The organism is Glycomyces sambucus, from assembly GCF_900102815.1.
GTDB lineage: Bacteria > Actinomycetota > Actinomycetes > Mycobacteriales > Micromonosporaceae > Glycomyces > Glycomyces sambucus.
This window is the reverse complement of sequence record NZ_FNGF01000001.1, coordinates 155,285-175,681: the sequence shown is the minus strand read 5'-3', so window position 1 is coordinate 175,681 and position 20,397 is coordinate 155,285. Positions and strand designations below refer to the sequence as shown.

General features: G+C 68.5%; 20 protein-coding genes, 1 tRNA gene and 2 CRISPR repeat arrays. Of the genes, 14 read left to right on the top strand and 7 right to left on the bottom strand.

The window, feature by feature from the left end; all coding sequences use genetic code 11:
- Positions 1 to 3 precede the first annotated feature (3 nt).
- A CRISPR array of direct repeats spans positions 4 to 274; the repeat unit is 28 nt; unit sequence GGTTCACCCCCGCGCTGGCGGGGAGTTC.
- Positions 275 to 512: 238 nt separating this feature from the next.
- From BLS99_RS00845 to cas2e, 8 genes are read left to right on the top strand one after another with little or no spacing between them, the layout of a single operon-like run.
- Positions 513 to 3,329, top strand: a complete 2,817-nt coding sequence (locus tag BLS99_RS00845) for a CRISPR-associated endonuclease Cas3'' (RefSeq protein ID WP_218126136.1) — start codon at positions 513 to 515, stop codon at positions 3,327 to 3,329.
- A 34-nt stretch (positions 3,330 to 3,363) separates the two neighbouring features.
- Positions 3,364 to 4,935, top strand: a complete 1,572-nt coding sequence (gene casA, locus BLS99_RS00840; protein WP_143034639.1) for a type I-E CRISPR-associated protein Cse1/CasA — start codon at positions 3,364 to 3,366, stop codon at positions 4,933 to 4,935.
- Between the two features lie 43 nt (positions 4,936 to 4,978).
- On the top strand, positions 4,979 to 5,581 hold the full coding sequence (casB, locus tag BLS99_RS00835; RefSeq protein WP_091041898.1) for a type I-E CRISPR-associated protein Cse2/CasB: 603 nt from the start codon (positions 4,979 to 4,981) through the stop codon (positions 5,579 to 5,581).
- A 10-nt stretch (positions 5,582 to 5,591) separates the two neighbouring features.
- Positions 5,592 to 6,725, top strand: a complete 1,134-nt coding sequence (gene cas7e / locus BLS99_RS00830) for a type I-E CRISPR-associated protein Cas7/Cse4/CasC (protein WP_091041894.1) — start codon at positions 5,592 to 5,594, stop codon at positions 6,723 to 6,725.
- On the top strand, positions 6,722 to 7,489 hold the full coding sequence (cas5e, locus tag BLS99_RS00825) for a type I-E CRISPR-associated protein Cas5/CasD (protein WP_091041891.1): 768 nt from the start codon (positions 6,722 to 6,724) through the stop codon (positions 7,487 to 7,489). Before cas7e ends, cas5e begins: the two co-directional genes overlap by 4 nt.
- Positions 7,486 to 8,169, top strand: a complete 684-nt coding sequence (gene cas6e / locus BLS99_RS00820) for a type I-E CRISPR-associated protein Cas6/Cse3/CasE (protein ID WP_091041889.1) — start codon at positions 7,486 to 7,488, stop codon at positions 8,167 to 8,169. The genes cas5e and cas6e overlap by 4 nt, the downstream gene beginning before the upstream one ends.
- Complete coding sequence (gene cas1e, locus BLS99_RS00815; protein WP_218126134.1) at positions 8,166 to 9,143, top strand: type I-E CRISPR-associated endonuclease Cas1e; 978 nt, start codon at positions 8,166 to 8,168, stop codon at positions 9,141 to 9,143. The genes cas6e and cas1e overlap by 4 nt, the downstream gene beginning before the upstream one ends.
- Positions 9,144 to 9,146: 3 nt before the next feature.
- Positions 9,147 to 9,485, top strand: a complete 339-nt coding sequence (cas2e, locus tag BLS99_RS00810) for a type I-E CRISPR-associated endoribonuclease Cas2e (protein WP_091041886.1) — start codon at positions 9,147 to 9,149, stop codon at positions 9,483 to 9,485.
- Between the two features lie 44 nt (positions 9,486 to 9,529).
- A CRISPR array of direct repeats spans positions 9,530 to 10,171; the repeat unit is 29 nt; unit sequence GGAGTCCCCGCCCGAGCGGGGGTGAACCG.
- Between the two features lie 406 nt (positions 10,172 to 10,577).
- Here cas2e and BLS99_RS25495 read toward each other — a convergent pair.
- Positions 10,578 to 11,282, bottom strand: coding sequence for a hypothetical protein (locus BLS99_RS25495; protein WP_143034638.1), 705 nt, complete (start codon positions 11,280 to 11,282; stop codon positions 10,578 to 10,580).
- A 495-nt stretch (positions 11,283 to 11,777) separates the two neighbouring features.
- Between BLS99_RS25495 and BLS99_RS00800 the strand changes: the two genes are divergently transcribed.
- The 4 genes from BLS99_RS00800 to BLS99_RS00785 are packed head-to-tail and all read left to right on the top strand — an operon-like array spanning position 11,778 to position 14,897.
- On the top strand, positions 11,778 to 12,128 hold the full coding sequence (locus BLS99_RS00800) for a pilin (RefSeq protein WP_218126133.1): 351 nt from the start codon (positions 11,778 to 11,780) through the stop codon (positions 12,126 to 12,128).
- Between the two features lie 2 nt (positions 12,129 to 12,130).
- Positions 12,131 to 13,786: a TrbL/VirB6 family protein gene (locus BLS99_RS00795; protein WP_091041874.1), complete on the top strand. Its 1,656-nt coding sequence runs from the start codon at positions 12,131 to 12,133 to the stop codon at positions 13,784 to 13,786.
- Positions 13,783 to 14,664: a PrgI family protein gene (locus BLS99_RS00790; RefSeq protein WP_091041871.1), complete on the top strand. Its 882-nt coding sequence runs from the start codon at positions 13,783 to 13,785 to the stop codon at positions 14,662 to 14,664. Before BLS99_RS00795 ends, BLS99_RS00790 begins: the two co-directional genes overlap by 4 nt.
- A complete protein-coding gene (locus BLS99_RS00785; RefSeq protein WP_091041869.1) occupies positions 14,661 to 14,897 on the top strand; it encodes a hypothetical protein in 237 nt (78 codons plus the stop codon). The genes BLS99_RS00790 and BLS99_RS00785 overlap by 4 nt, the downstream gene beginning before the upstream one ends.
- A gap of 312 nt (positions 14,898 to 15,209) precedes the next feature.
- Here BLS99_RS00785 and BLS99_RS00780 read toward each other — a convergent pair.
- The 6 genes from BLS99_RS00780 to BLS99_RS00755 form a co-directional block, all read right to left on the bottom strand.
- Positions 15,210 to 15,283: transfer RNA gene (locus BLS99_RS00780), tRNA-Leu, on the bottom strand.
- A gap of 37 nt (positions 15,284 to 15,320) precedes the next feature.
- Positions 15,321 to 16,031: a VOC family protein gene (locus BLS99_RS00775; RefSeq protein ID WP_091041865.1), complete on the bottom strand. Its 711-nt coding sequence runs from the start codon at positions 16,029 to 16,031 to the stop codon at positions 15,321 to 15,323.
- Positions 16,021 to 16,473, bottom strand: a complete 453-nt coding sequence (locus BLS99_RS00770) for a MarR family winged helix-turn-helix transcriptional regulator (protein ID WP_091041862.1) — start codon at positions 16,471 to 16,473, stop codon at positions 16,021 to 16,023. The genes BLS99_RS00775 and BLS99_RS00770 overlap by 11 nt, the downstream gene beginning before the upstream one ends.
- Before the next feature lie 34 nt (positions 16,474 to 16,507).
- On the bottom strand, positions 16,508 to 17,284 hold the full coding sequence (locus BLS99_RS00765) for an SDR family NAD(P)-dependent oxidoreductase (protein WP_091041858.1): 777 nt from the start codon (positions 17,282 to 17,284) through the stop codon (positions 16,508 to 16,510).
- A gap of 5 nt (positions 17,285 to 17,289) precedes the next feature.
- Positions 17,290 to 17,781 carry a hypothetical protein gene (locus tag BLS99_RS00760; protein WP_091041856.1) on the bottom strand — a complete coding sequence of 164 codons (492 nt, stop codon included), beginning with the start codon at positions 17,779 to 17,781 and terminating at the stop codon, positions 17,290 to 17,292.
- Between the two features lie 60 nt (positions 17,782 to 17,841).
- Positions 17,842 to 18,729 (bottom strand): phosphotransferase, encoded by an 888-nt coding sequence (locus tag BLS99_RS00755; RefSeq protein WP_176953203.1) that lies wholly within the window; start codon positions 18,727 to 18,729, stop codon positions 17,842 to 17,844.
- A 128-nt stretch (positions 18,730 to 18,857) separates the two neighbouring features.
- On the opposite strand from BLS99_RS00755, the gene BLS99_RS00750 reads away from it, so the two are divergent.
- Positions 18,858 to 19,598: a 5-formyltetrahydrofolate cyclo-ligase gene (locus BLS99_RS00750; protein WP_091041850.1), complete on the top strand. Its 741-nt coding sequence runs from the start codon at positions 18,858 to 18,860 to the stop codon at positions 19,596 to 19,598.
- Positions 19,599 to 19,749: 151 nt separating this feature from the next.
- Positions 19,750 to 20,367, top strand: coding sequence for an ANTAR domain-containing response regulator (locus BLS99_RS00745; protein ID WP_091041848.1), 618 nt, complete (start codon positions 19,750 to 19,752; stop codon positions 20,365 to 20,367).
- Positions 20,368 to 20,397: the final 30 nt, after the last annotated feature.

The window sequence follows — 20,397 nt, the reverse complement described above, 5'->3', positions numbered from 1 at the left end:
ACCGGTTCACCCCCGCGCTGGCGGGGAGTTCCCGGTTTCCCGTGACCTCAAGTTCTCTGAGGGGGTTCACCCCCGCGCTGGCGGGGAGTTCACCCCGCACCGGGCAATGTAGGTGAGGAGGTGCGGTTCACCCCCGCGCTGGCGGGGAGTTCGTCCCCGCGGGGACGAGCCAGCACTTCGAGGGCGGTTCACCCCCGCGCTGGCGGGGAGTTCGCGTACGCCGAATACGGGTTGTCCATGTTGGACGGTTCACCCCCGCGCTGGCGGGGAGTTCCCTTCCTGACCTGCGCAGCTACCGTGCCGTTACTGAATTGAGACCTGTGTGCCGAGTATGCGGCTGCTCAGTTTTCAGAGGTATCGATGCGGAGGAGAGCATGTCCTTCAAGGTACGGCAGCACCGGATGATTCTGTTGAAGGGCTTCGCTTTTCGAACAGTTCTGGCAGTGGAGTTGTCGGTCCGGTGTCGTAGGTTGTTGGTTTGATTCGCGCTGTTCGGGAGTAGTATGCGGCAGTTGCTTGAGAAGGTGTCTTTGACGCTGTGGGGTAAGTCGAAAGGTCTGGTTGAGCCGTACAGTCTGATCCGGCATCTGCTGGATACGGCGGCCATGTTGGAGGTGTTGTGGGATCACTTCCTCGATGGCAATCAGCGGCGTGTGATCGCCCGAGGTCTTGGGTTTGGTGCGGATTTTGCGCAGGCGCGGGCGACGGTGGTGTTCTGGGGTGCGTTGCACGACATCGGCAAGCTCGGATACGGCTTCCAGTCATGCGATGCCAAAGGGTTCGCCGGTTTGGATCCGGCGTTGGCAGCGGACTTGGGTGTGGCGGTTGATTCGCGGATCGATCATGCCCGGGTCGGCATGCTGTCGGTGGCGACCTTGTTGTCCGGGATGGGCTTCGACGATTCCGATCCGGAGGGTCCGCTGTTTCGCTTGGCGGAGATCATCGGCGGCCATCACGGGCGGTTTCAGCCGGTTGATGAGCAGTGGTTCGGCAAGTCCGTGTTCAACCGGTGTCTGGGTGGGCCGAGCTGGGATGAGCAGCGGCAGGCGCATGTGTTGGCACTGCATGCGCTGCTGGGGACCCCGCAGGCGCCGGGGGAGTGCTCGGCTCCGACGGCGGTGTTGATCACTGGGATGGTGATCCTCGCTGACTGGCTGGTGAGCCAGGAAGAGTATCTGGAGGCGCGGCAGTCGGATCTGTCCGGTGACCTCCAGGTGCATTTGGCGCAGGCACGGTCGGCAGCGGTGCTGCTTCTGGACGGGGCGGGCCTGCGGCCGGTCCGGCTGGAGGATCCAGGTTTCTCGATCGCCCACGGCCTGCGGGCCCCGAATCCGCTGCAGCGCTCGGTCGTGGATGACCTGCCTTCGCACGTGGTCGCTGGTGAGGCGGGGATCTTTGTTGCTGTGGCCGCGACTGGCGACGGGAAGACCGAGACCGGGCTGGAAGGATGGCGGGTGTTGAGCGCGGCTTCGGGGAGTGCGGGCCTGGTGTATCTGCTGCCGACCATGGCGACCAGTGACCAGCTGCACCAGCGCCTCAGCGGCTATGTCGAGCGGTGCCTCGGTGAGCAGGATCGCGAGCGGGGCGCTGTCGCTTTGGCGCACAGCATGGCGTGGCTGGCCGCGCCGTACGCGGACGGCGCGGCGGTGGTCACCGGTGAGGATCCGGGTGCGGAGGCGGCGAAGCGCATGGCACCGCGGTCCTGGCTTCGAGGGCTGAAGCGGGCGCTGCTGGCCCAGTTCGCCGTCGGCACTGTCGATCAGGCGCTGCTCGGTGTGCTTCCGGTGTCGCACAATGCGTTGCGAATGCTGGGGCTGTCGGGCAAGACGGTAGTCATCGATGAAGCGCATGCCTATGACCCCTATATGCAGGTTCTGCTCGGTCGATTGGTGCACTGGCTGGCCGCGTACGGGTGTTCGGTAGTGCTGCTTTCAGCGACGTTGCCGCAGTCGATCACCGATGCACTGGTCCGGGAGTACCTCCAGGGTGCCGGGCATTCGAAGGCGGCGGTGCGGGAGCAGACGTTCCCGGTGCCCTACCCGGGATGGCTGTACGTCTCGGCGGGCGGGAGAACCTCGAAGATCAAGGACGAGGACCATCGCGCGCAGGCCACGGCACGCAGCAGCGCGCTGGTGACCGCCTCGGTGCCGGTGCGGCATACCAGTCCTGGCGGCGCGAACGACGGCGACACGCGTGCCGCGGCGGTGCTCGCGGCGCTGGAGCCGCTGCTGGGCGAGGACGGCGGGTGCGCGGTGGTCGCCTGCAACACGGTCCCGGACGCGCAGGAGACCTACCGCTTCCTGCGCGAGCAGGTGGAGCGCCGGGGCCTGATCGCGGACACGGTCGAGCTCATTCACGCGCGGTTCCCCGGTGTCATCCGTCAGGAGAAGGCGGCGAGGATCAGCGCCGAGCTGGGCCGGGGCGGGCCCCGCCCGCACCGGCGGATCATCGTGTCCACGCAGGTCCTCGAGGTCGCCTTGGACCTGGACGCCGATCTGCTCATCAGTGACCTGGCGCCGCTGGCGCCGCTGCTGCAACGCGCAGGACGGTGCTGGCGCCACCAGCAGTGGTGGAAGGCGCAAGGGTTCCCCGGTGGACGCGACCGGCCGGCATGGTCGACCGGCCCCCGCCTGGTCGTTCTCGACCCCTTGGAAGAGAGCGGAGGCGTACCGCGGCATTGGGGCGGCGACGACGGGGTGTACCCCGCATTCCTACTCGAGACGACCTCGCGGCTGCTGGCCGCACGGGACGGCACCCCGATCCGCATACCGCAGGAGGTTCCCGACATGGTCGCGGCCGTCGACGGCGACGACAGTCGCTTCGACTGGGACCGCCCCGATGCGTCCGCGTCCTATTCGGCGTTCATGGGAAAGGTGCTTGCCGAGCAGTCCTTCGGCCACACGGTGGTCATCCCGCGCTGTCAGGCGGTGTTCGAGCTCGCCGACTTGCACCAGCGCCCTCTGGATGAGGAGCGGGCCTCGACGCGATTGGGCGCCGAAAGCGTCCGGGTGCTGTGCCTGTTCGAGCACGAGGACGGGACGGTCAGCTTCGACGAGGCCGGGTCGCACACGGTGTCCGATGTGGTGCTGCGAGGCTCGGTTACGGTGGAAGCGGCGCGCACTGTCATGGGCCACACCATCCCGGTCCGCGCCCAATGGCTCGGCAAGCTCGGCGACACCGAGCTGCCGCCCCCGGCCTGGAGGGACCACGCCGTACTCGGTGACCTCGCTGTCCTGCGTCACCAGGTCCGCGGCCGATCGGCCCGCCCGGTGGCCCTGGCGCGTGGCGTGTTCCGCCTCGATCGTGAACTCGGCCTTCTCCGCCTCTGACCCCTACTTGTCCCGCTTCACCCCAAGGACGTCGATGCCCCTCAGTTTCTCGCTCGCCGATGAGCCCTTCCTCCAAGTGCGCTACCTCGATGGCCGCACCAGTCGCCTCGGGCTGCGCGGCCTGTTCACCGATGCGGCTAAGATCGCCGATTTCGAATCACCGCATCCACCAGCGGCCGCTGCGATGCTGCGAGTTCTGTACGGCATGGCTTTCCGCATCGCCGCTGCGATGGAGCCCGCGCTCGCCGACGGCGATGTCGCCGCTGCGCCGCGCCAGTGGCTGCGTGCTCGCAACTCGGTGTTGGCGACCGGACAGTTTGATCCGGGCTGCGTGCAGCACTATTTCGACGCTGTGGGTGCCGGGTTGGATCTGTTCGACGCTGCCCGTCCGGCGTTTCAGGATCCTCGCTTGGTGCAGGAGTGCGTCGGCACCGACGGGAAGCCGAGTCCGTCAGGGGTGAACAAGCTCGTTGCCGGCCGTCCGAGCGGCGTCAACGGTGCGATCTTGTTTGGCCACGGCACCGATGCCGCGGCATCGCCGGTGCACCCGGGAGCGGCGATCTGGGAGGTGCTGACGCAGTCGTACTTCGGCCCCTGTGGGCAGTGCACGCCTCGTCGCATCAAGGCTGACAAGCCCGGCAACGGGATGATAGGGCCGTTGCGCGGGACCGTTTCCTACCATCCGTGGGGCCCTGACCTGTTCACCACGCTCCTGCTGGGCCTGCCCTGCCCCGATCCTGACCACGCCGATCTCGCCCCAGCCGAGCCGTTTCCTTGGGAGCGGGCTGATCTGCCCGACGCCCTCGCGCCTGCGGAGGCACTGTCGTGGCCTGCTGGGGTGCTGACCGGGCGGTCGCGCCACGCGGTCCTGCTCGTCCCCGACCGCGAAAACGGCCAGATCATCGACGCCTACGTCACCTGGTCAACCAAAGCCGCCCCCAGCCCCGCCCTCGACCCGTACCTGATCTACGACACCGGCAAAGGCGACGAGCTGCAACCGCGGAAGGCCGACCTCGACCGCAGCGTCTGGCGGGACTTGGACGCGCTCATGATGGACCGGGCCGGGACCTCGCGTCCCGCGATCTTCCGGCACACCCGCTGGATGCCATCGCACCTGCGGCCACAAGTCCGCGTCCGCGCCCTCGGCTTCGCCCAAGAGCGCGGCCAACAGCGCGACTTCGGCTGGTACAGCGCCACCACTCCGCCGCTCGTTCCGTGGTTCCACGAGCACGACCCGGCAATGGCCCTCCGCTTCGAGCAGTGCCGCACCGCCGCCGAATCGCTCGGAAAAGCACTCCAGTACGCCGCGAAGCAGGCATGGGCGGACGTGGTCGCGCGAGGAAAGATCGACGCCAAGAAACCAGGCCCCTGGGTGGAGCCAACCATGACCGCGTACTGGTCGGACGCCGAGACCATCTTCTGGGAGCTGACGCAGTCCAGCAACACGCGGCGCCCGCATCTGGACTTCCGCAGTGCGGCCGAGACCGCACTGACGACCGTGATCAGTACGCAACGCCGTGACATCAGAATCGCCCGGGCCCTCCAGCACGCCCGCGCTCTGCTGTGGAAGGCGGTCCCGACCCCTGCCACCCCAGTCGGCCAATGACTCCCCTGCCGCAGCCATCTCCACCCGCAAGGAGCGCGCCACCATGCCCACCACATCCACACCGCAAGGCCCCAACTCCGGACTTGACGCCCACCGCGAATTCGTCCTTCGCGTCGAGCGCTTGTGCCGCGAGGACAAGCGAGCGCGGGCCGAGCTCCGCCGCGGCCTCGGCCGCCCCTTCGACCAATGCCAGAGCATGCACCGCCACCTGGTCAAATGGAACTCCAACCAGGCCAGCTCGACGACACGAGCCGCCAGGTACGCAGTTGCGGCCCTTATCGCTGCCGCGCCCGCCGATGCGCGGACCGCCGCTGGCGCGCCGGTACCGCCGAACCTCGGCGCCAGCCTGGGCCAGGCCGTGCGCCGGGGCGCCATGAAACCGAGTTCTGCCGAAGCGACCCTCCACCTGCTCACCCGCCAGCAGTACACCTCGGTCAACCGGCGCCTGCCAGCCCTGACCCGCCAGATCCAGCGCGCGGACACAGCCATCGACTGGGGCCGACTCAGCGACGACCTTGCCCGCTGGGACCGCGCCCGCGACCGCGTCGCCACCCGCTGGCTCGAGTCCTACTACCGGGCCGTCCAAGCGCCCGACCCAACCGAACCCGGCACCGAACCCGACCCCGAACCTGACTCCGAACAATAAGGACATCACCATGTCGAGATTCCTCGAAATCCATGCCCTGCAGAGCATCCCGGTTGCCAATCTCAACCGCGATGATCTTGGATCACCCAAAATGGTCACCTACGGCGGAGCCGACCGAATCCGCATCTCCAGCCAAGCTCTCAAGCGCCCCATCCGCCACGGTGTCGAAGCCGACCTTGGCGAATTCACCTTCCGCACCCGGCAACTGCCCAACCGGCTCCAGTCCAAGCTCACCGGCAACGGGTGGAGCGTGGAGGCGGCCGCTTTCGCATGGCAGCAGATCGCCACCGCCGTCAGCAAGAAGCCACTCAAGTTCGAGATCAGCCAGCAGACCGGTCTGCCGATCACCGCAGTCCTGCTCTTGCTGCCCGACACTGCCCTCGACGAGCTCGTGAAGGTGTGCGATACCCACCGCGACGCCCTCACCGGGGAGCAAGCCAAGAAGAAACCCGTCCAGGTCCTGCCGGCATCGGAGGTGCGCCGCGTCATCGAAAGTCGCAACGTCTCCATCGGCATGTTTGGGCGCATGCTCGCCGAAGTCCCCGGTGCCAACGTCGACGGCGCCGCGCAGATCGCCCACGCGTTCACCACCCACGCCGCCGAGCCCCAGCGTGACTACTTCACCGCCGTCGACGACTGGTTCTCTCAGGACACCGACGCCACGGGCTCGGGTCACCTCGACACCGCCGAGTTCAGTGCCGGCGTCTTCTACCGCTACGGGTGCCTCAACCTCGAGGACTTTCGCAAGAACCTGGCTGGCGATGAGGAAATGGCCGCTCGCGCCACTGCCGCCTTCGCCGACCATTTCCTGATGACACTGCCGCAAGCGAAGAAGAACAGCACCGCACCTCACACCATCCCCGACCTCGCCTACCTCACCGTCCGCGACCGTCGCCCGGTGTCCTTCGCCGCCGCCTTCGAGCGCCCCGTGCGGCCCGAACACGGCGGAGGCATCGCCGCGCCCTCTCGGGCCGCCTTCAACGACTACGCCAGTGATGTGCGCCGCCTGACCGGCGGACGCGGTCTCGTCTTCGCTGGCCACGCCGCCGCTGGCACCGAGGGCTATGAGCACCTCAGTGACCGCTTCGACTCCTTCGCCGATCTCATTGACGCTGCCGTCACCGCCCTGGTGCACCGACCATGACGAACCAGGGCATCATCATGCGCCTGGCAGGGCCCCTGCAGGCGTGGGGCGAGCGGTCCAGTTTCACCGTCCGCGACACCGCCACCTTCCCCACCCGGTCGGGCGTGCTGGGCATGGCCGCCGCCGCAGAGGGCATCGGCCGCGACCAGTACCCGTCGGGATACGAGGACTTGGAACTGGCCATCCGCATCGACCGGCCCGGCGCCCGGACCGTCGACTTCCACACCACCGGCGGGGGCTACCCGCCCGAGGGCACCGCCGCAACCGCGGGTGGCGAGCACAAGAACGCCGCGGTCCTCAGTTACCGCCACTACCTCACCGACGCCGCATTCACTGTCGCCATCACCGGGCCCGCCCCGGTCATCACCCGAATCACCAGCGCGCTCGATCACCCCCACTGGGCTCCCTACCTCGGGCGGCGCTCGTGTCCTCCCGATGAGCCGCTCCTGCTCGCCCGATCCAGCCCCGATGCGATCACCGAACTGCGAACTGCCGTGCCACTCGCTGCCCGCACGACCACGAAAGCCCGCACCACCGCGAAAAGGGACGCACCGACGGTCGCGGTCGACTTCATCTGGGAGCATCAGCCCGCCAACCCCGCTGCTGCCGCGTTCACGATCACCGACCAGCCCTCTGGCGCGGCCCGCCAGTTCCACACCCGCCGACTGTGGCGCACGACCGAGCACCTGCCGGGCACGCTCGTCTGCGAGCCCTACCAGGCCCGGCAACGCCTCCTCGACTACGCGATCGGAAGCACGCGATGACCACCTCGCTCAACCTGGTCCGCATCACCCTCAACACCGCCAGCCGCGACGTCCAACGCGACCTCAGCGACGCCAAACAGATGCACACCACGCTCATGCGCCTCCTCCCCGACGCCATGGGCGAGGACCCACGCAAACAAGCGAACCTCCTCTTCCGCGTCGAGGACGACCCCCGCGGCATTACCGTCCTGGCCCAAGCCAGCCACCCGCTCCTCCCCTCCAACCTGCCCACCGGATACGGCACGACCGAACGCAAGGACATCTCGCCACTGCTGCGAGCCCTTCGTGCGGGCATGGCCGTCCGTTACCGCATCGACCTCAACCCCACCCGCAGCGAGCGCCGCTCCGCCCTCACCGCAGCGAACGCCGACTCCGAACGCCCGAGACGGCCGCGCGGCATCGTGCGGGCGCTCACCGGTGCCGACGCTGACACCTGGTGGCGCGAGCGCGCCGCCGCCAACGGGCTCACAGTCCACACCCTGCTGCCCACCGCACCCGCATGGCCCCCACCACGCAACGCCCGGACCGGACGCGGCGCCATCACCTTCACCCTGTGCCGCTACGACGGCATCGCCACCATCACCGACCCCGCCCTCCTGGGCACCGCACTCACTGAAGGCATCGGCCGCGCCAAACCCTACGGAGCCGGACTGCTCACCATCTTGCCCGGACCGGCATGAGCCCGCCGCGCGACTTCCGCGCCAGGCTCGCCGCACCCAGCCTGGCGATGCTTCCCCGCATCGGTGACTCCCTGTCGTTCCTCTATCTCGACATCGTCCGCATCATCCAAGACGACACCGGGATCAGCGCCAAGATCGAAACCAGGCGCGGTATCGACACCGTGGAGCTGCCCACCGCGGCACTCTCCTGCCTCCTGCTCGGACCTGGTGCCTCCATCACCACCCGGGCCCTGGCGACCCTGGCCCGCCACGGCACCACCGTCATCTGCACCGGGGCCGGCGGCGTCCGCTCCTACGCCGCGATCACCCCCGAAGGACTCACCACTACCTGGCTCGAACACCAAGCCACCGCCTGGGCACAACCCGACCGGAGACTTGAGGTCGCGGTCCGCATGTACGAGCACCGCTTCGGCGAAACCGTGCCCAGCGGCACCACGCTCGAGCGCCTGCGCGGCCTCGAAGGCCAGCGCATGAAGGCGATGTACCGGCTCCTCGCGCAACGACACCGGATCAAGCCCTTCAAGCTCAGTTACAACCCAGAGGACTGGGACCAGCAGGACGCTGTAAACCAGGCCCTCTCATCCGCAAACAACTGCCTTTATGGCATCGTTCACGCCGCAATCCTCGCCCTCGGGTGCTCACCCGCCCTCGGATTCGTCCACCAAGGCAAACAACACGCCTTCGTCTACGACATCGCCGACCTGTACAAAGCCGAACTCACGCTCCCCCTCGCGTTCTCACTTCACGACTCCCACAATCCAGAATCCGACGCCCGCCGCAAACTGCGCGAGCAACTGCGGCTCTTCCGGCTCCTGCCACGCATCGTCGGCGACATCCAGGGCGTACTTGCCCCCGACGACGCCAAACCGCGCAGCTCCGACGAACGCAAGCCCGTCCGGCTTGTTCACCTATGGGATCCCGAAACCGGTGCAGTCCCGGCAGGCACCAATTACAGCAACACCGAAAACGACTGACACATGGCAACCATGATGGTCATCGCCACCACCTCCGTCCCACTACACCTAAAAGGTGCCCTCAGCCGATGGACCATCGAAGTCGCGCCTGGCGTCTTCGTCGGCACCACCTCCAAGCGGGTACGTGAACAGCTCTGGGACCTCACCCAGCAGGCCGTTGCCGACGGCGCCGCCGTCCTCATCCACACAGCCGCGAACGAACAAGGCTTCTCGATAAAAACCGCAGGCGAACGGCGCCGACGCCCTGAGGATTTCGATGGACTGACCTTGGTGAGATTCGTTGCTCAATCGCCCGATCCGGATACGACGTCGGCGGAGTCCGAATGGCCCACCGACTTTTGATCACAGAACTGCATTAGGTGCCTAAACCTGCAAGTCAAGAAGAGGGAGTCCCCGCCCGCGTGGGGGTGAACCGTCGTCATTCATGAGCACGAACGGCGCCTCCCCGGGAGTCCCCGCCCGCGTGGGGGTGAACCGCTCCTCACCACGCTCGACGCGCTCGGCATGACGGAGTCCCCGCCCGCGTGGGGGTGAACCGCTCGACGCCTGGCTCGACTACTGGCTGACCAAGGGAGTCCCCGCCCGCGCGGGGGTGAACCGCGACAGCGTCAGCTTAAGTACCTCGGCTATGAGGGAGTCCCCGCCCGCGCGGGGGTGAACCGATCCTCGAACCCGGGGCGGAGGTGACGTAGATGGAGTCCCCGCCCGCGCGGGGGTGAACCGATCCGCCTCGCCGACCACGTCCTCGTCGTCGGGGAGTCCCCGCCCGCGCGGGGGTGAACCGCACATGCACGTCTCGGTCGGCCGCGGCCCGGAGGAGTCCCCGCCCGAGCGGGGGTGAACCGGTCCCCAACAGCCTCCTCATAGCCCACCTCGCGGAGTCCCCGCCCGAGCGGGGGTGAACCGCGTCTCACGAGGTAGACAGATTGTCAAGTTGTGGAGTCCCCGCCCGAGCGGGGGTGAACCGTATGTGTTGAGCTGCCAGGCGTTCGGGCGTCCGGAGTCCCCGCCCGAGCGGGGATGAACCTCTTTTCATCACCGGGATGAACACCGGGATGCTCGGCGGAGTTCCCGCCCGAGCGGGGGAACCGGTCCGCAGAATGCCTGGCTCGAACTCGTCGCAGAAATCCCCGTCCCGAGTGGGATGAAGCGAATACCGATTTCAGATGCGTCGGGGGCGAGTAGCGCGCCATAGCTGTTTGACTGCGCACCTTGCTAGAAGTGCGGCGCAGGGCTGCGCCGCGCCTAGATACCCTATCGTCGGCATCCCTCGAAGCCATTCTGCATGGGCGACTCTGATGCCCAGCATGAGCCACCATCCTGTGATCAGCAAGGCACCGAACAACAGCAGGAGTCCATATCCTGACGCGCGCATCTCCCGGCTGAGCTTTTCAATGAATATCGGAAGTTCCACTCTCCTACCACTATGATGACTCATTGCGTCAGCCATTCCCAAAGTTGCGCCTTCGCCGCGCGAATCTGGTTGGATGCAGATTCTTCCGTTATTTCCTCGGCTTCGGCGACGGCGCTGATCGGCAGCTTCTCGATCACGACTTTCAGGATGAGTATTGCCTGAAGTCTGGTTACGATCTCGTTATCGATCGCCTTTGCTAGGACGAGATCGGGGTGTCCGAACTCTTTGGCAGGAGGGTGTGACTCGAAGATAGGTGAGTGCAACTGCCTTTGGTATCGCGATATCTCTATCGCGCAGCGCCTTGCGGCGATGTAGGCGCGATTGCAGAGGCGTGCACAGACTTTTCCGCGAGTGGTGTCGATGTCGTGGACTGCGGTGACGAATCCGGCTAGTGCGGCGCTTTCGATTTCGGTCCGGTCCGAGTATTCAGGCGCATATACGGACGCGAACTTGATGGCGTTGCGGATGCCTGGGATGGCGACGCCGACGGCGATGATCAGCCAGGGCTCCTGCGCTTTTCGGGCTTGGTCAACGATGGTTGCCCACGCGCTATCGCGCTCGGTTTGCGCGGTGTCCTTGCTGAGGAGTGTGCGGCCGAGCTCTCCGGTGGAGATCGATGTTCCTCCGACACTCAAAGACCACTTTCCGTCGCCGGTGCGGGTTCCGGTGTGGTTGCAGATTCGTTTGAATTCGCGCTCACATTTGCCGATGGTTGAGATTCGCATGATGAGCCTCCATGAGTAAGATTCGACGCTTGTTCGTCGGTGCGTATCCCCATGAGGCCGCGTTTTCGGCTGATGTGCAAGTCAGAATGTAACCCTTGGTAACCGGGCCTTGGATATTGGTTATTCGTGGTTATCAACCTCCCCGCGCTGCGTTGCCGATCCCCGATCTCATAAAGCTGTTAGACGGTGGTTTCTGATATTTGCCTCAAGGTGAAATCCCAGTTCAGCGACTGGTTATCGCTTTGGTTACGCGCTGGGTGGTTCGGGTGGTCGGTAATCCTGTGTCTTTTCTTGGTGAGTCGACGGAATGGACGTTGGCTTGACGCGCTGCCGAGGTCGGTGCGGCCTGGACATAGCTCTTGGCACTCGCATCGGAGGAGGTGATGTCTCCGTCGCATCGAAGCGAATCGGTGGCGTGTCGACCGGCCCGGGTTCGGGTTTCGGCGCGATTCTGGGCCGGTCTTCTGCACGAGTCCTCCGAGGGAGGCGCAGAAGATGCGCACGCACGACGCACCGAGGCCGACAAGGCGGCATCGGCTATGCACAGCAGGACTATTCTCCGGACTCGTCGCGGCATTTATCGTGTTCATGGCTGAGCCTGCGATGGCGAATACGCAAGGCGTCATCGACGTCCTGAACCGATTGCAGCTGGTCATCGTTGTCATTGCCGGGACTGCGGTTGCGGTGATGCTGACTTTTGCCGGATTCCGGTATCTTCTCGCCTCTGAGCCCGGGGAGACCGAGCGGGCGAAATCGGCACTTCGGAGCGCTGCGATCGGTTTCGGCATCGTCGTGCTCGCACCGATCCTCGTCGCCATCCTCAAACAGATTCTGTCGGGTGAGTAGTCATGTACGAGCAGATTCTCGACGGCATGATTGACTGGCTCGCCGACCGCGCGATCGTGTTTCGGCGGTCAATCAGCGATGCGCTGAGCGAAGCGAACTGGGTCCTGCTCTCGGAGGATTTCACGGACTGGGGTCTCGAACTTCGCGGGCACTTCGTCGCCATCGTCTACGCCTCCTATGCGCTCCTGATCGTCGTCGGCGGCTTGATCCTCATGGCGCATGAGACGCTGCAAACCCGCTATACGGCTCGCGAGCTCGCCCCGCGTCTGATCGTCGGGTTCCTCTTGGCAGGATGCTCGTTCGTCATCGTTCTCCAGGCGCTCGATGCGAACTACGACATCGCCTCGGCGTTCCTTGAATCAGACATTTATTACATCGAGGATCAGCCGGAGTCGAATGCACTCTGGGAATTGCGGGCGACCCGCGATCTGGGGTCTGAGACTCCCTCCATCGATGTCATGCTGTTCGACCTGTTGTGGGTGGTCCTGACGATCGTATGCCTGCTACTGCTGTTCCTCGTTTCCATCATGCGGAACATCGTGTGGTTCTTTCTCGTGGCACTCAGTCCGATCGCGCTGGCGTGCCACGCCCTCCCGGTCACCGAGTGGGCGGCGCAATTGTGGTGGCGGATGTTCGGCGCCTGCATGGCGTCCTCTATCGGGCAGGCGGTGTTGATCTGGGTGTGGAATAGCCTGCTGTGGCCCGAGGGCCGAGACGGTTCAGGCCGCTATTTCGGCCACATCGGGCACATCGGCGTCCACAGCCTGTACCTGGTCGTCGTCATCTGGATGATGTGGCAGATCCACCAGAACGCCTTCCGGATCGCGCGCGGCCGGCCGCTGCGGGTGCCCGGCTCACGTTTCGTGACCGGCGCTGCCACTGCTTTGGCGGTCGGCGCAGTGACCGGGCGGTTCCGCAAACGCGGTGGCAGACCGGAGCCCAAGGCACCGGCAGCCGCTAACGACGGCGGCAAGTTCTGGTGGGGCAAGCACCAGGGCCGCGCCTCATCGGTGACCCCGCTTGGCTCTGCATTCGGTCACCGCGGCCCCGGTCGCGCCTCGCAGGTGAACCACCTGGGATCGGCGTTCGGCCACCGGTCGCCCGAGACCGCGCCCCGGACAGCGCCGTGGTGGGACCGGACGCCCGGAGCAGCCCCTGAGCAGCCTGCCCGGCCCGGCGAGGGCGCATACGACTCGATGTTCGAGCCCGCCAACCCGCTCGACCATTCACGCAGGCTTGGCGGGTTTGCCACCGACGAGGGCCGCCGCCGCGGCATGGAGCAGCGGCTCACCGATGCCGAAGGCACCCAGCTCGAAGCCGAGGAGCGCCGCCTGCGGCAGGCGGGTGTGCGCCCGAGGACAGGGCGGCGCATCGCCGACGTCCCGCCGCTGCGCCGGGCCCAGCCGTCCTGGACTCAACGGGGTCTCTTCCCCGACCCGGCACACCGCGCCACGGGGCCGCTCGCACGAGGTGCCGAAGCCGCCGAAGGCCCGGCACCTGTCCGGCCCGAGGCGCACACCGGCGGTCCCGATCAGCCGATGCTCGGCGACGCCCGGTTCTGGCAGGCTCCGGGCGACCGGACCGCCGCTGACATCGCCGCGCAGCGGGCCCGCGACGCAGCCGAGGACCGGGACGACGAGGGGCGGGCGGAGCCATGAGCGGTCGTGGCAGTGTCAGCGTCCCGGCGGATGTGAACGTGGAGGACAAAGTCCTGTTCGGGCTCACCGCCCGCCAGACCCTCATCCTCGCCCCCGTTGCGCTGGGCCTCCTGGCCGCCTGGCGCGGCATGGCCGGGACCGTCCCGATTGCGGTGCTCCTGCTCGCGACTGCGCCGGTCGCCGCCGCAGCCGTCGCGCTGGCCCTCGGTCGCCTCGACGGGGCCGGACTGGACCGGATCGCGCTGGCCGCACTCCGCCAGCCGAGGCGCCCGATAGCCGCCGGCGCCCCTGCCGAAGCGGTTGCGGGCAGCCTGTCCCGCGTCCTCGGCAGGCGCCTTGACTCCAAGGCGGTCGCTGCTGCCCGGGGGCCGGTCCGGGCGGTGCGATCCGATGGCGCGATCGATCTGGGACCGGCTGGGTGGGCGGTCGCCGTCGACGTGGGCTTCCTCAACTTCGGGCTGCGTTCGGCCAGCGAGCAGGCGATGCTGTGCGCCGCGCTCGCCCGGCTCCTCTGCGCCACGGACGCGCACCTGCAAATCTGCCTCTCCACCCGACCGGTCGACCTCACCGCCTACCTCGAATCCCTCGCGGCGCACGCCGCCGTGCTCGATGCGCCGCGCCTGCGGGCCGCCGCCGTAGAGCACCGGGCCTGGCTCGCCGAGGTCGTCGCCTCACGCCAACTCCTGCGCCGCGAGGTGACCGTCACCGTCCGCTGCCCCGACGCCGAAGGCGCGCGCTACGCCGCCGGCCAGGTCCGGGCCATGGCCGAAGGCATCGGCGTGCCCTCACGCCTGCTTGCCGCCCCCGAGCTCACCGCGCGAGTCCGGTACGGGATCGACCCGTACGGCTCACCCGCCCGAACGGAGGCACCGTCATGACCACCCTGCTGCACCGCCTCATGGGCAAAGCCCGCGGGAGGGGCGACTTCCCCGTCCCGGCCGAACTGTGGCCCGACACGGCCGCCGTCGAGCTGCGGCGCATGCGCGCAGGCGACGGCTGGGCCGCCGTGCTCGTCCTGGTCGGGTATCCGGCCTCGCTCCCGCCGGGGGTGGAGTGCGCAGGGTCAGGGCTAGCATCAAAGACGGTGTGCTCGGCGGCGGATGCCGGGTAGCAAGGACTCCCACTCGGTGGCGTTCTAGTGCCTTAAGCGCCGCATCCGTACTCTCGAAGCGGTCGTCGACGTCCGTGCATAGCTGATGGAAGCGGGGATATCCGAGGTGGTTCCGGCTGCTGGCCGAAGAAGAGCTCGCGGGGCGTCAGCACAACGGCGTGGACGGCGGACAGTTCGGACTGCCTCCAGAATCGTGTATGTGGAGTGTCTTCGCCATACTTAATCACGGCGAGACTCGCGTCCCTCGGAATGCCGAACGAGAGCTAGGCTGGATCATTCGTTATGGGGTGTTGCTAACTGGATGTCCGTTTGTGGCCCGAGTGGGATTCGAACCCACACTGTACGGGTTTTGAATCCGTCTTCTCTGCCAGTTGGAATACCGGGCCGGGGCCCTCGCGGGCCGGTGTGAATGATACCTGGTGGTTAGGGGAGTTGTGTCCTGAGGTCGGCGGCGGCCGCGAGGGTCGGGGCGTGGGTCGCGCGGGCCTGGTCGGTGAGGTCGAGGGTGTCGATCCGGTCGAGGAGTTCGCGGGCGCGGGCGTGGTCGGCTTGGCGGGTGGCGAGTTCGGCCCGATAGGCGAGGGCTTCGAGGAGATCGGGGTCGGTGTCGGGGGTCTTCGCGAGGGTCGCGTCGAGGATCTTCGCGGCCTGGGACGCGTCGCCCTTGGCGTCGCCCAGGACGATCGCCCGTTCGAGGGTCTTGCCGAGCTTCGTGGTGGCCGGCGGTCGCTCCTCGGCGTCCTCGGCGGCGGGGAAGAAGCGGATGGTGTTGCCTCCCGGGTCGACCACGGAGAAGCCGGCCCGGTTGCCGGTGTTGGCGCGCTTGCGAGGGCGGGTCATCCGCGGGATGCCGGTGAGGAGGAGCTTGCCGTGCGCGGCGCGCATGCCCGCGGCGAAGCGGTCGAAGAGGGCGCCGGTGTCGGGGACGATCACCAGGCAGGTGCCCAGCGTGGTCTCGGGTTCGAGGTCGTCGACACCGAAGAAGTGGAGCTGGATGTCCTCGCTGACCAGCACCGTGTACGGGTTGGGCCGGGTCTGGTGGAGGGTCTCCGTGAAGCCGAGCATGCGGTAGAACTCGGCGGTCTCGTCGATCGACCGGCAGGGGAGCAGCGGGATCGTGGTCTCACCGGCCATGCGGTGCCTCCAGAGCGGAGCGGAGTTCGCGGAGCGCGGACCTGGCGGACGCGATCGCCTCGGGGCCGAGGCGGGCGGCGAGGGCGTCGGCCCAAGAAGCGTGGCGGCGCTCGACCGAGGCGAGGGCGGTCAGGCCCGCCGGGGTGGGCGCGATGAGCTTGGCGCGGCGGTGGTTCGGGTTGTCGCGGTAGGCGGCGAGGCCGTCGCGGACGAGGGCGTCGGCCGTCTGCTGGACGCTCTGGCGGCGCAGTCCCATGGTGCGGGCCACGTCGGCGACGGTGAGCGGTTCCTCGTCGACGACGCCGAGGACCTGCCAGCGCGCGCTGGTGAGCCCGGCGGGTTGCGCGAGCCCGTCGCCGGCGGCGATGAGGGCGCCGTTGGCGCGGAAGACCTCGATGACGAGATCGGAGACGTCGAGGGCGCGCGGACTGAGTGCTGCCACGGGAATGAGGCTAGCAGATATTGACAGGTACCTGTCAATCGAGTCGGCGGGCCTCCGGATCGGGGCCCTGGGCGCTGCGGCCGCCGTCGACGGGGAGGATCGCGCCGGTGACGAAGGAGGCGGCGTCGGAGAGCAGGTACGCGACCGCGTCGGCCACCTCGTCGCCGGACCCGGCGCGGCCGAGCGGGTGCAGGTCGCGCATCGTGCCCGCGTGCGCGGTCCGCTCCGCCTCCGTCATGTCCGCGAGCGCCGCTTCCATGCGTTCGGTGGTGATCGAGCCGAGCGCGACGGCGTTGACGCGGATGCCGAGCGGCCTGTAGTCGACGGCGAGCGAGCGGGTGAGCCCTTCGATGGCGGCCTTCGCGGTCGCGTACGGGAGCGCGCCGGAGACGGCCCGCCGGCCTTGGTGGGACGAGACGTTGACGATCGCGCCGCCCGTCCCGGCGGCCCGGAACGCCCGCACCGCGGCGGCCGCGCCCGCCAGGCACGGCTGGAGGTTCGCGCGGATCAGCTCGGCGACGGCGGCGCCGCCGGCCTCGTGGAGCCAGGCGTCGCGGAAGACCGCGGCGTTGTTCACCCAGCCGGTGAGCGTGCCGAGCGCCTGGGCCTCCGCGGCTGCCCTGGCCGCGACATCGTCGTCACCGGCGTCGCCGAGGACGAGCGCCGCGCGCCCGTCGGCGACGAGCGGTTCGAGCCACGCTTCGTGTCGCATCTCCACGACCACTACGGCGTTCCCGTCGCCGAGCAGCCGCTCGGCGACCGCCCGGCCGACGCCGCGTCCGCCGCCGGTGACGACCACTGCCCGTCTCATGGCCCCTAGTCTGCCTCGGCGGCCGACTTCTCGAGCGCGATGTCCTTGAGCGCGAGCACGGCCGGATCGGCGCCTGAGTACTCGAGGTCGGCGAGGAACACCGCCACGGCGGTCTCGCCCGCGTCCAGAGCCTTGCGGACCTCGCGCCACACGGCCAGGTTCGGGTGCTCGTACGCCGTGCACGCCTCCGCCGGGGCGAGGAGCCGGATCGCCTGGTCCAAGGAGGTCGCGTCCAGCAGGTACGCGGCCGAACCGCCGTCGTGTCCCAGGACCGTGGCCATGACCACCGCCGGGAGCGGGTGCACGCCGACGTTGGCGCGCGCGAACGCCACGGCGCCCGCCGCGTCGACCGTGGCGATGCCGTACGCGGCCGGGAGCGTCCAGTCGGGGAGTGCGGCTATGAGCCGTTCGCGGGCGGTCGTGATCTGCTCGACGGTCTCCCAGGTCCCGCCGAGTTCGGCGAGCAGGGCGTCGATGGTGGCGTCGGTGTCGTCCATCGGGGCAGTCTCGCACCGCACGCCAAGGGGAGCAACCCGATTGAGTTCATGTGGGACGCGTCAGTCCGCGGCGGTCCTCGCCAGCGTCCGCCGCCCCCACCGGCTCATGGCCGGATTGGACTCGGCGTAGTACCAGACGACCCCCATGGCCTGCACGAACGCCCACGCCCGGCCCCGGTCCCACTCGGCGTCGCCGCAGCCGAGGACGCCGCGCAGCACCGCCCGCGGCCCGGCGTCGAGCAGGTGCCAGGCGCCGACCAGGTCCAGCGCCGGGTCGGCGGGGCCGAGCCCGCCGACGTCGAGGACGCCCGCGAGCCGCCCGTCCCGCACCAGCACGTTCCCCGGGATGAGGTCGCCGTGGCACATGACGTCCGGATCGCCGCCGCGCGGCAGGTCCCGCATCTCCGCCCACAGGCGCCGCAGCGCCGGCACGTCGAGCAGCCCCGCGCTCTCCCGGAAGCACGTCTCCATCCACGACCCGTGCGCCGCGATCACCCCGCCGCGACCGCCCCCGGAGAAGACACGGCCCTCCGTCGGGATCGCCCGGACGCCCGTGATGAACTCGGCCAGGTCGCGCGCGAACCACTCGGACGCACCGGGATCGGCCTCGTCCGCCGTCGTCCCCGGCACCCACGTCTGCACCGACCACGGCAGCGGATACCCCGCCCCCGGCTCGCCGATCGCCCGCGGTTCGGGACTCGGGAACCTGGTGCGTCCCAGCAGCTCCCGCGCCGCCTCGGCCTCCGACTCCAGCCAGGCCCGCACCCCCGCCGGATCGCCCGGCTGGAGCGGGAACCGCGCCGTCAGCCCGTCGCCCACGCGGAAGATCGCGTTCACCGTGCCGCCCATGGCGACCGGCGCGACAGGCAGCCCCCGCCACCGCGGGAACTGCGCGTCGATCAGCTCCCGAACAGCGGCAACGGGAACGGTGAGCTGGTCCTCGTGCATCTGCATGACGAGAGCGTCGCACCGCCCGGCCCCCTCGGCAAGCCGGTTTCCCCGCCCCGGAGGGTGACGGGCACAGTGGAGGTGTGGGAGCCTGGAGGCGCACACCCCTGGGCGTTGAGGAGACCCGAATGTCGTCGGCGCAAGCGAAGGATGAGATTCGACACCGCGTGTGGACGCTGCTCGCGCGCCAAGGCGCCGTCGACGGCGACCCGGCCGGGCACATACCCCGCTTCCACGGCGCCGACGAGGCCGCGAAGCTCCTCGCCTCGACCGACCAGTGGCGCACCGCCAACGCCGCCAAGGTCAACCCCGACAAGGCCCAGCACCCCGTCCGCGCCCTCGCGCTGGCCGCCTCCAAGGCCACCTACATGGCCGTGCCGAAGCTCGCCCTCGACCAGCCGTTCTACCTCCTGAACTCGCTGCTGCCCAGCTACACGCCCGAGGAGGCCGCCACGCGGGACGCCGCGGAGGCGCACAGCCTCCTCGTCGGCGCCGAGGCCATGCAGCGCCTCGACCTGGTCGTCTCCGGGTCCGTCGCCGTCAACCGCGAAGGCGCCCGCATCGGCAAGGGCCGCGGCTACGCCGACATCGAGTACGGGATGCTCACCGAGGCCGGACTCATCGACGACCGCACCGTCATCGCCACCACCGTCCACGACCTCCAGGTCCTGGACGAACCGCTCCCCGAGGAGCCCCACGACTTCCGCGTCGACCTGATCGTCACCCCGACCCGGATCATCCGCTGCCCCCGCACCCGCCGCCCCCACGGCCTCCACAAGGACCGCCTCACCCCCGAGCAGCGCGCCGAGATCCCGTTGCTCGACGCCCTCATGGCGGACCTCCCCGGCGGCGCCGACCGCCCCGCGTGAGGGGTTGCGCGCCTCACGTTTCGGCCCTGCCGTCCGAAACGCTCGGCATAGGAGCGTGCGGACGTAACACGCGGCGGCTAAGCTAGCGTCCGGACGTGCCACCACTGCGCACGCCGCACCGTCCAGACGCGCACGAAAGGTACGGACCCGCATGACGAGCAAGGCCGCCGAGGAGCCGCGCAAGCGCGTGCTCATCGCCGAAGACGAGGGGCTCATCCGCCTCGACCTGGCCGAGATGCTCACCGAGGAGGGCTATGAGGTCGTAGCCGAGGCCGCCGACGGCGAAGCCGCCGTCCGCCTCGCCCAGGAGCACCTGCCCGACCTGGTCATCTGCGACATCCAGATGCCGATCATGGACGGGCTCCAGGCCGCCGAGAAGATCGTCTCCGCGCGCATCGCGCCGGTCGTGATCCTCACCGCCTTCTCCCAGCGCGACCTCATCAGCCGGGCCACCTCCGCCGGGGCCATGGCCTACCTGGTCAAGCCCTTCCAGAAGTCCGACCTGGTCCCCGCCATCGAGCTCTCCCTCACGCGCTTCGCCGAGATGACCGCCCTGGAGAAGGAGGTCGAGAACCTCACCGAGCGCCTGGAGGTCCGCAAGCTCGTCGACCGCGCCAAGGGCCTGCTCATGACCCAGTACGGCATGCCCGAGCCCGACGCGTTCCGCTGGATCCAGCGCGCCGCCATGGACCACCGCCTGTCCATGCGGGCCGTCGCCGAGCGCGTCATCGCCGAGGCCGAGCAGAAGGAAGCCCAGGACGCCGAGTAGGCGCACCGAGCACTCGGAGGGCCCGCGACC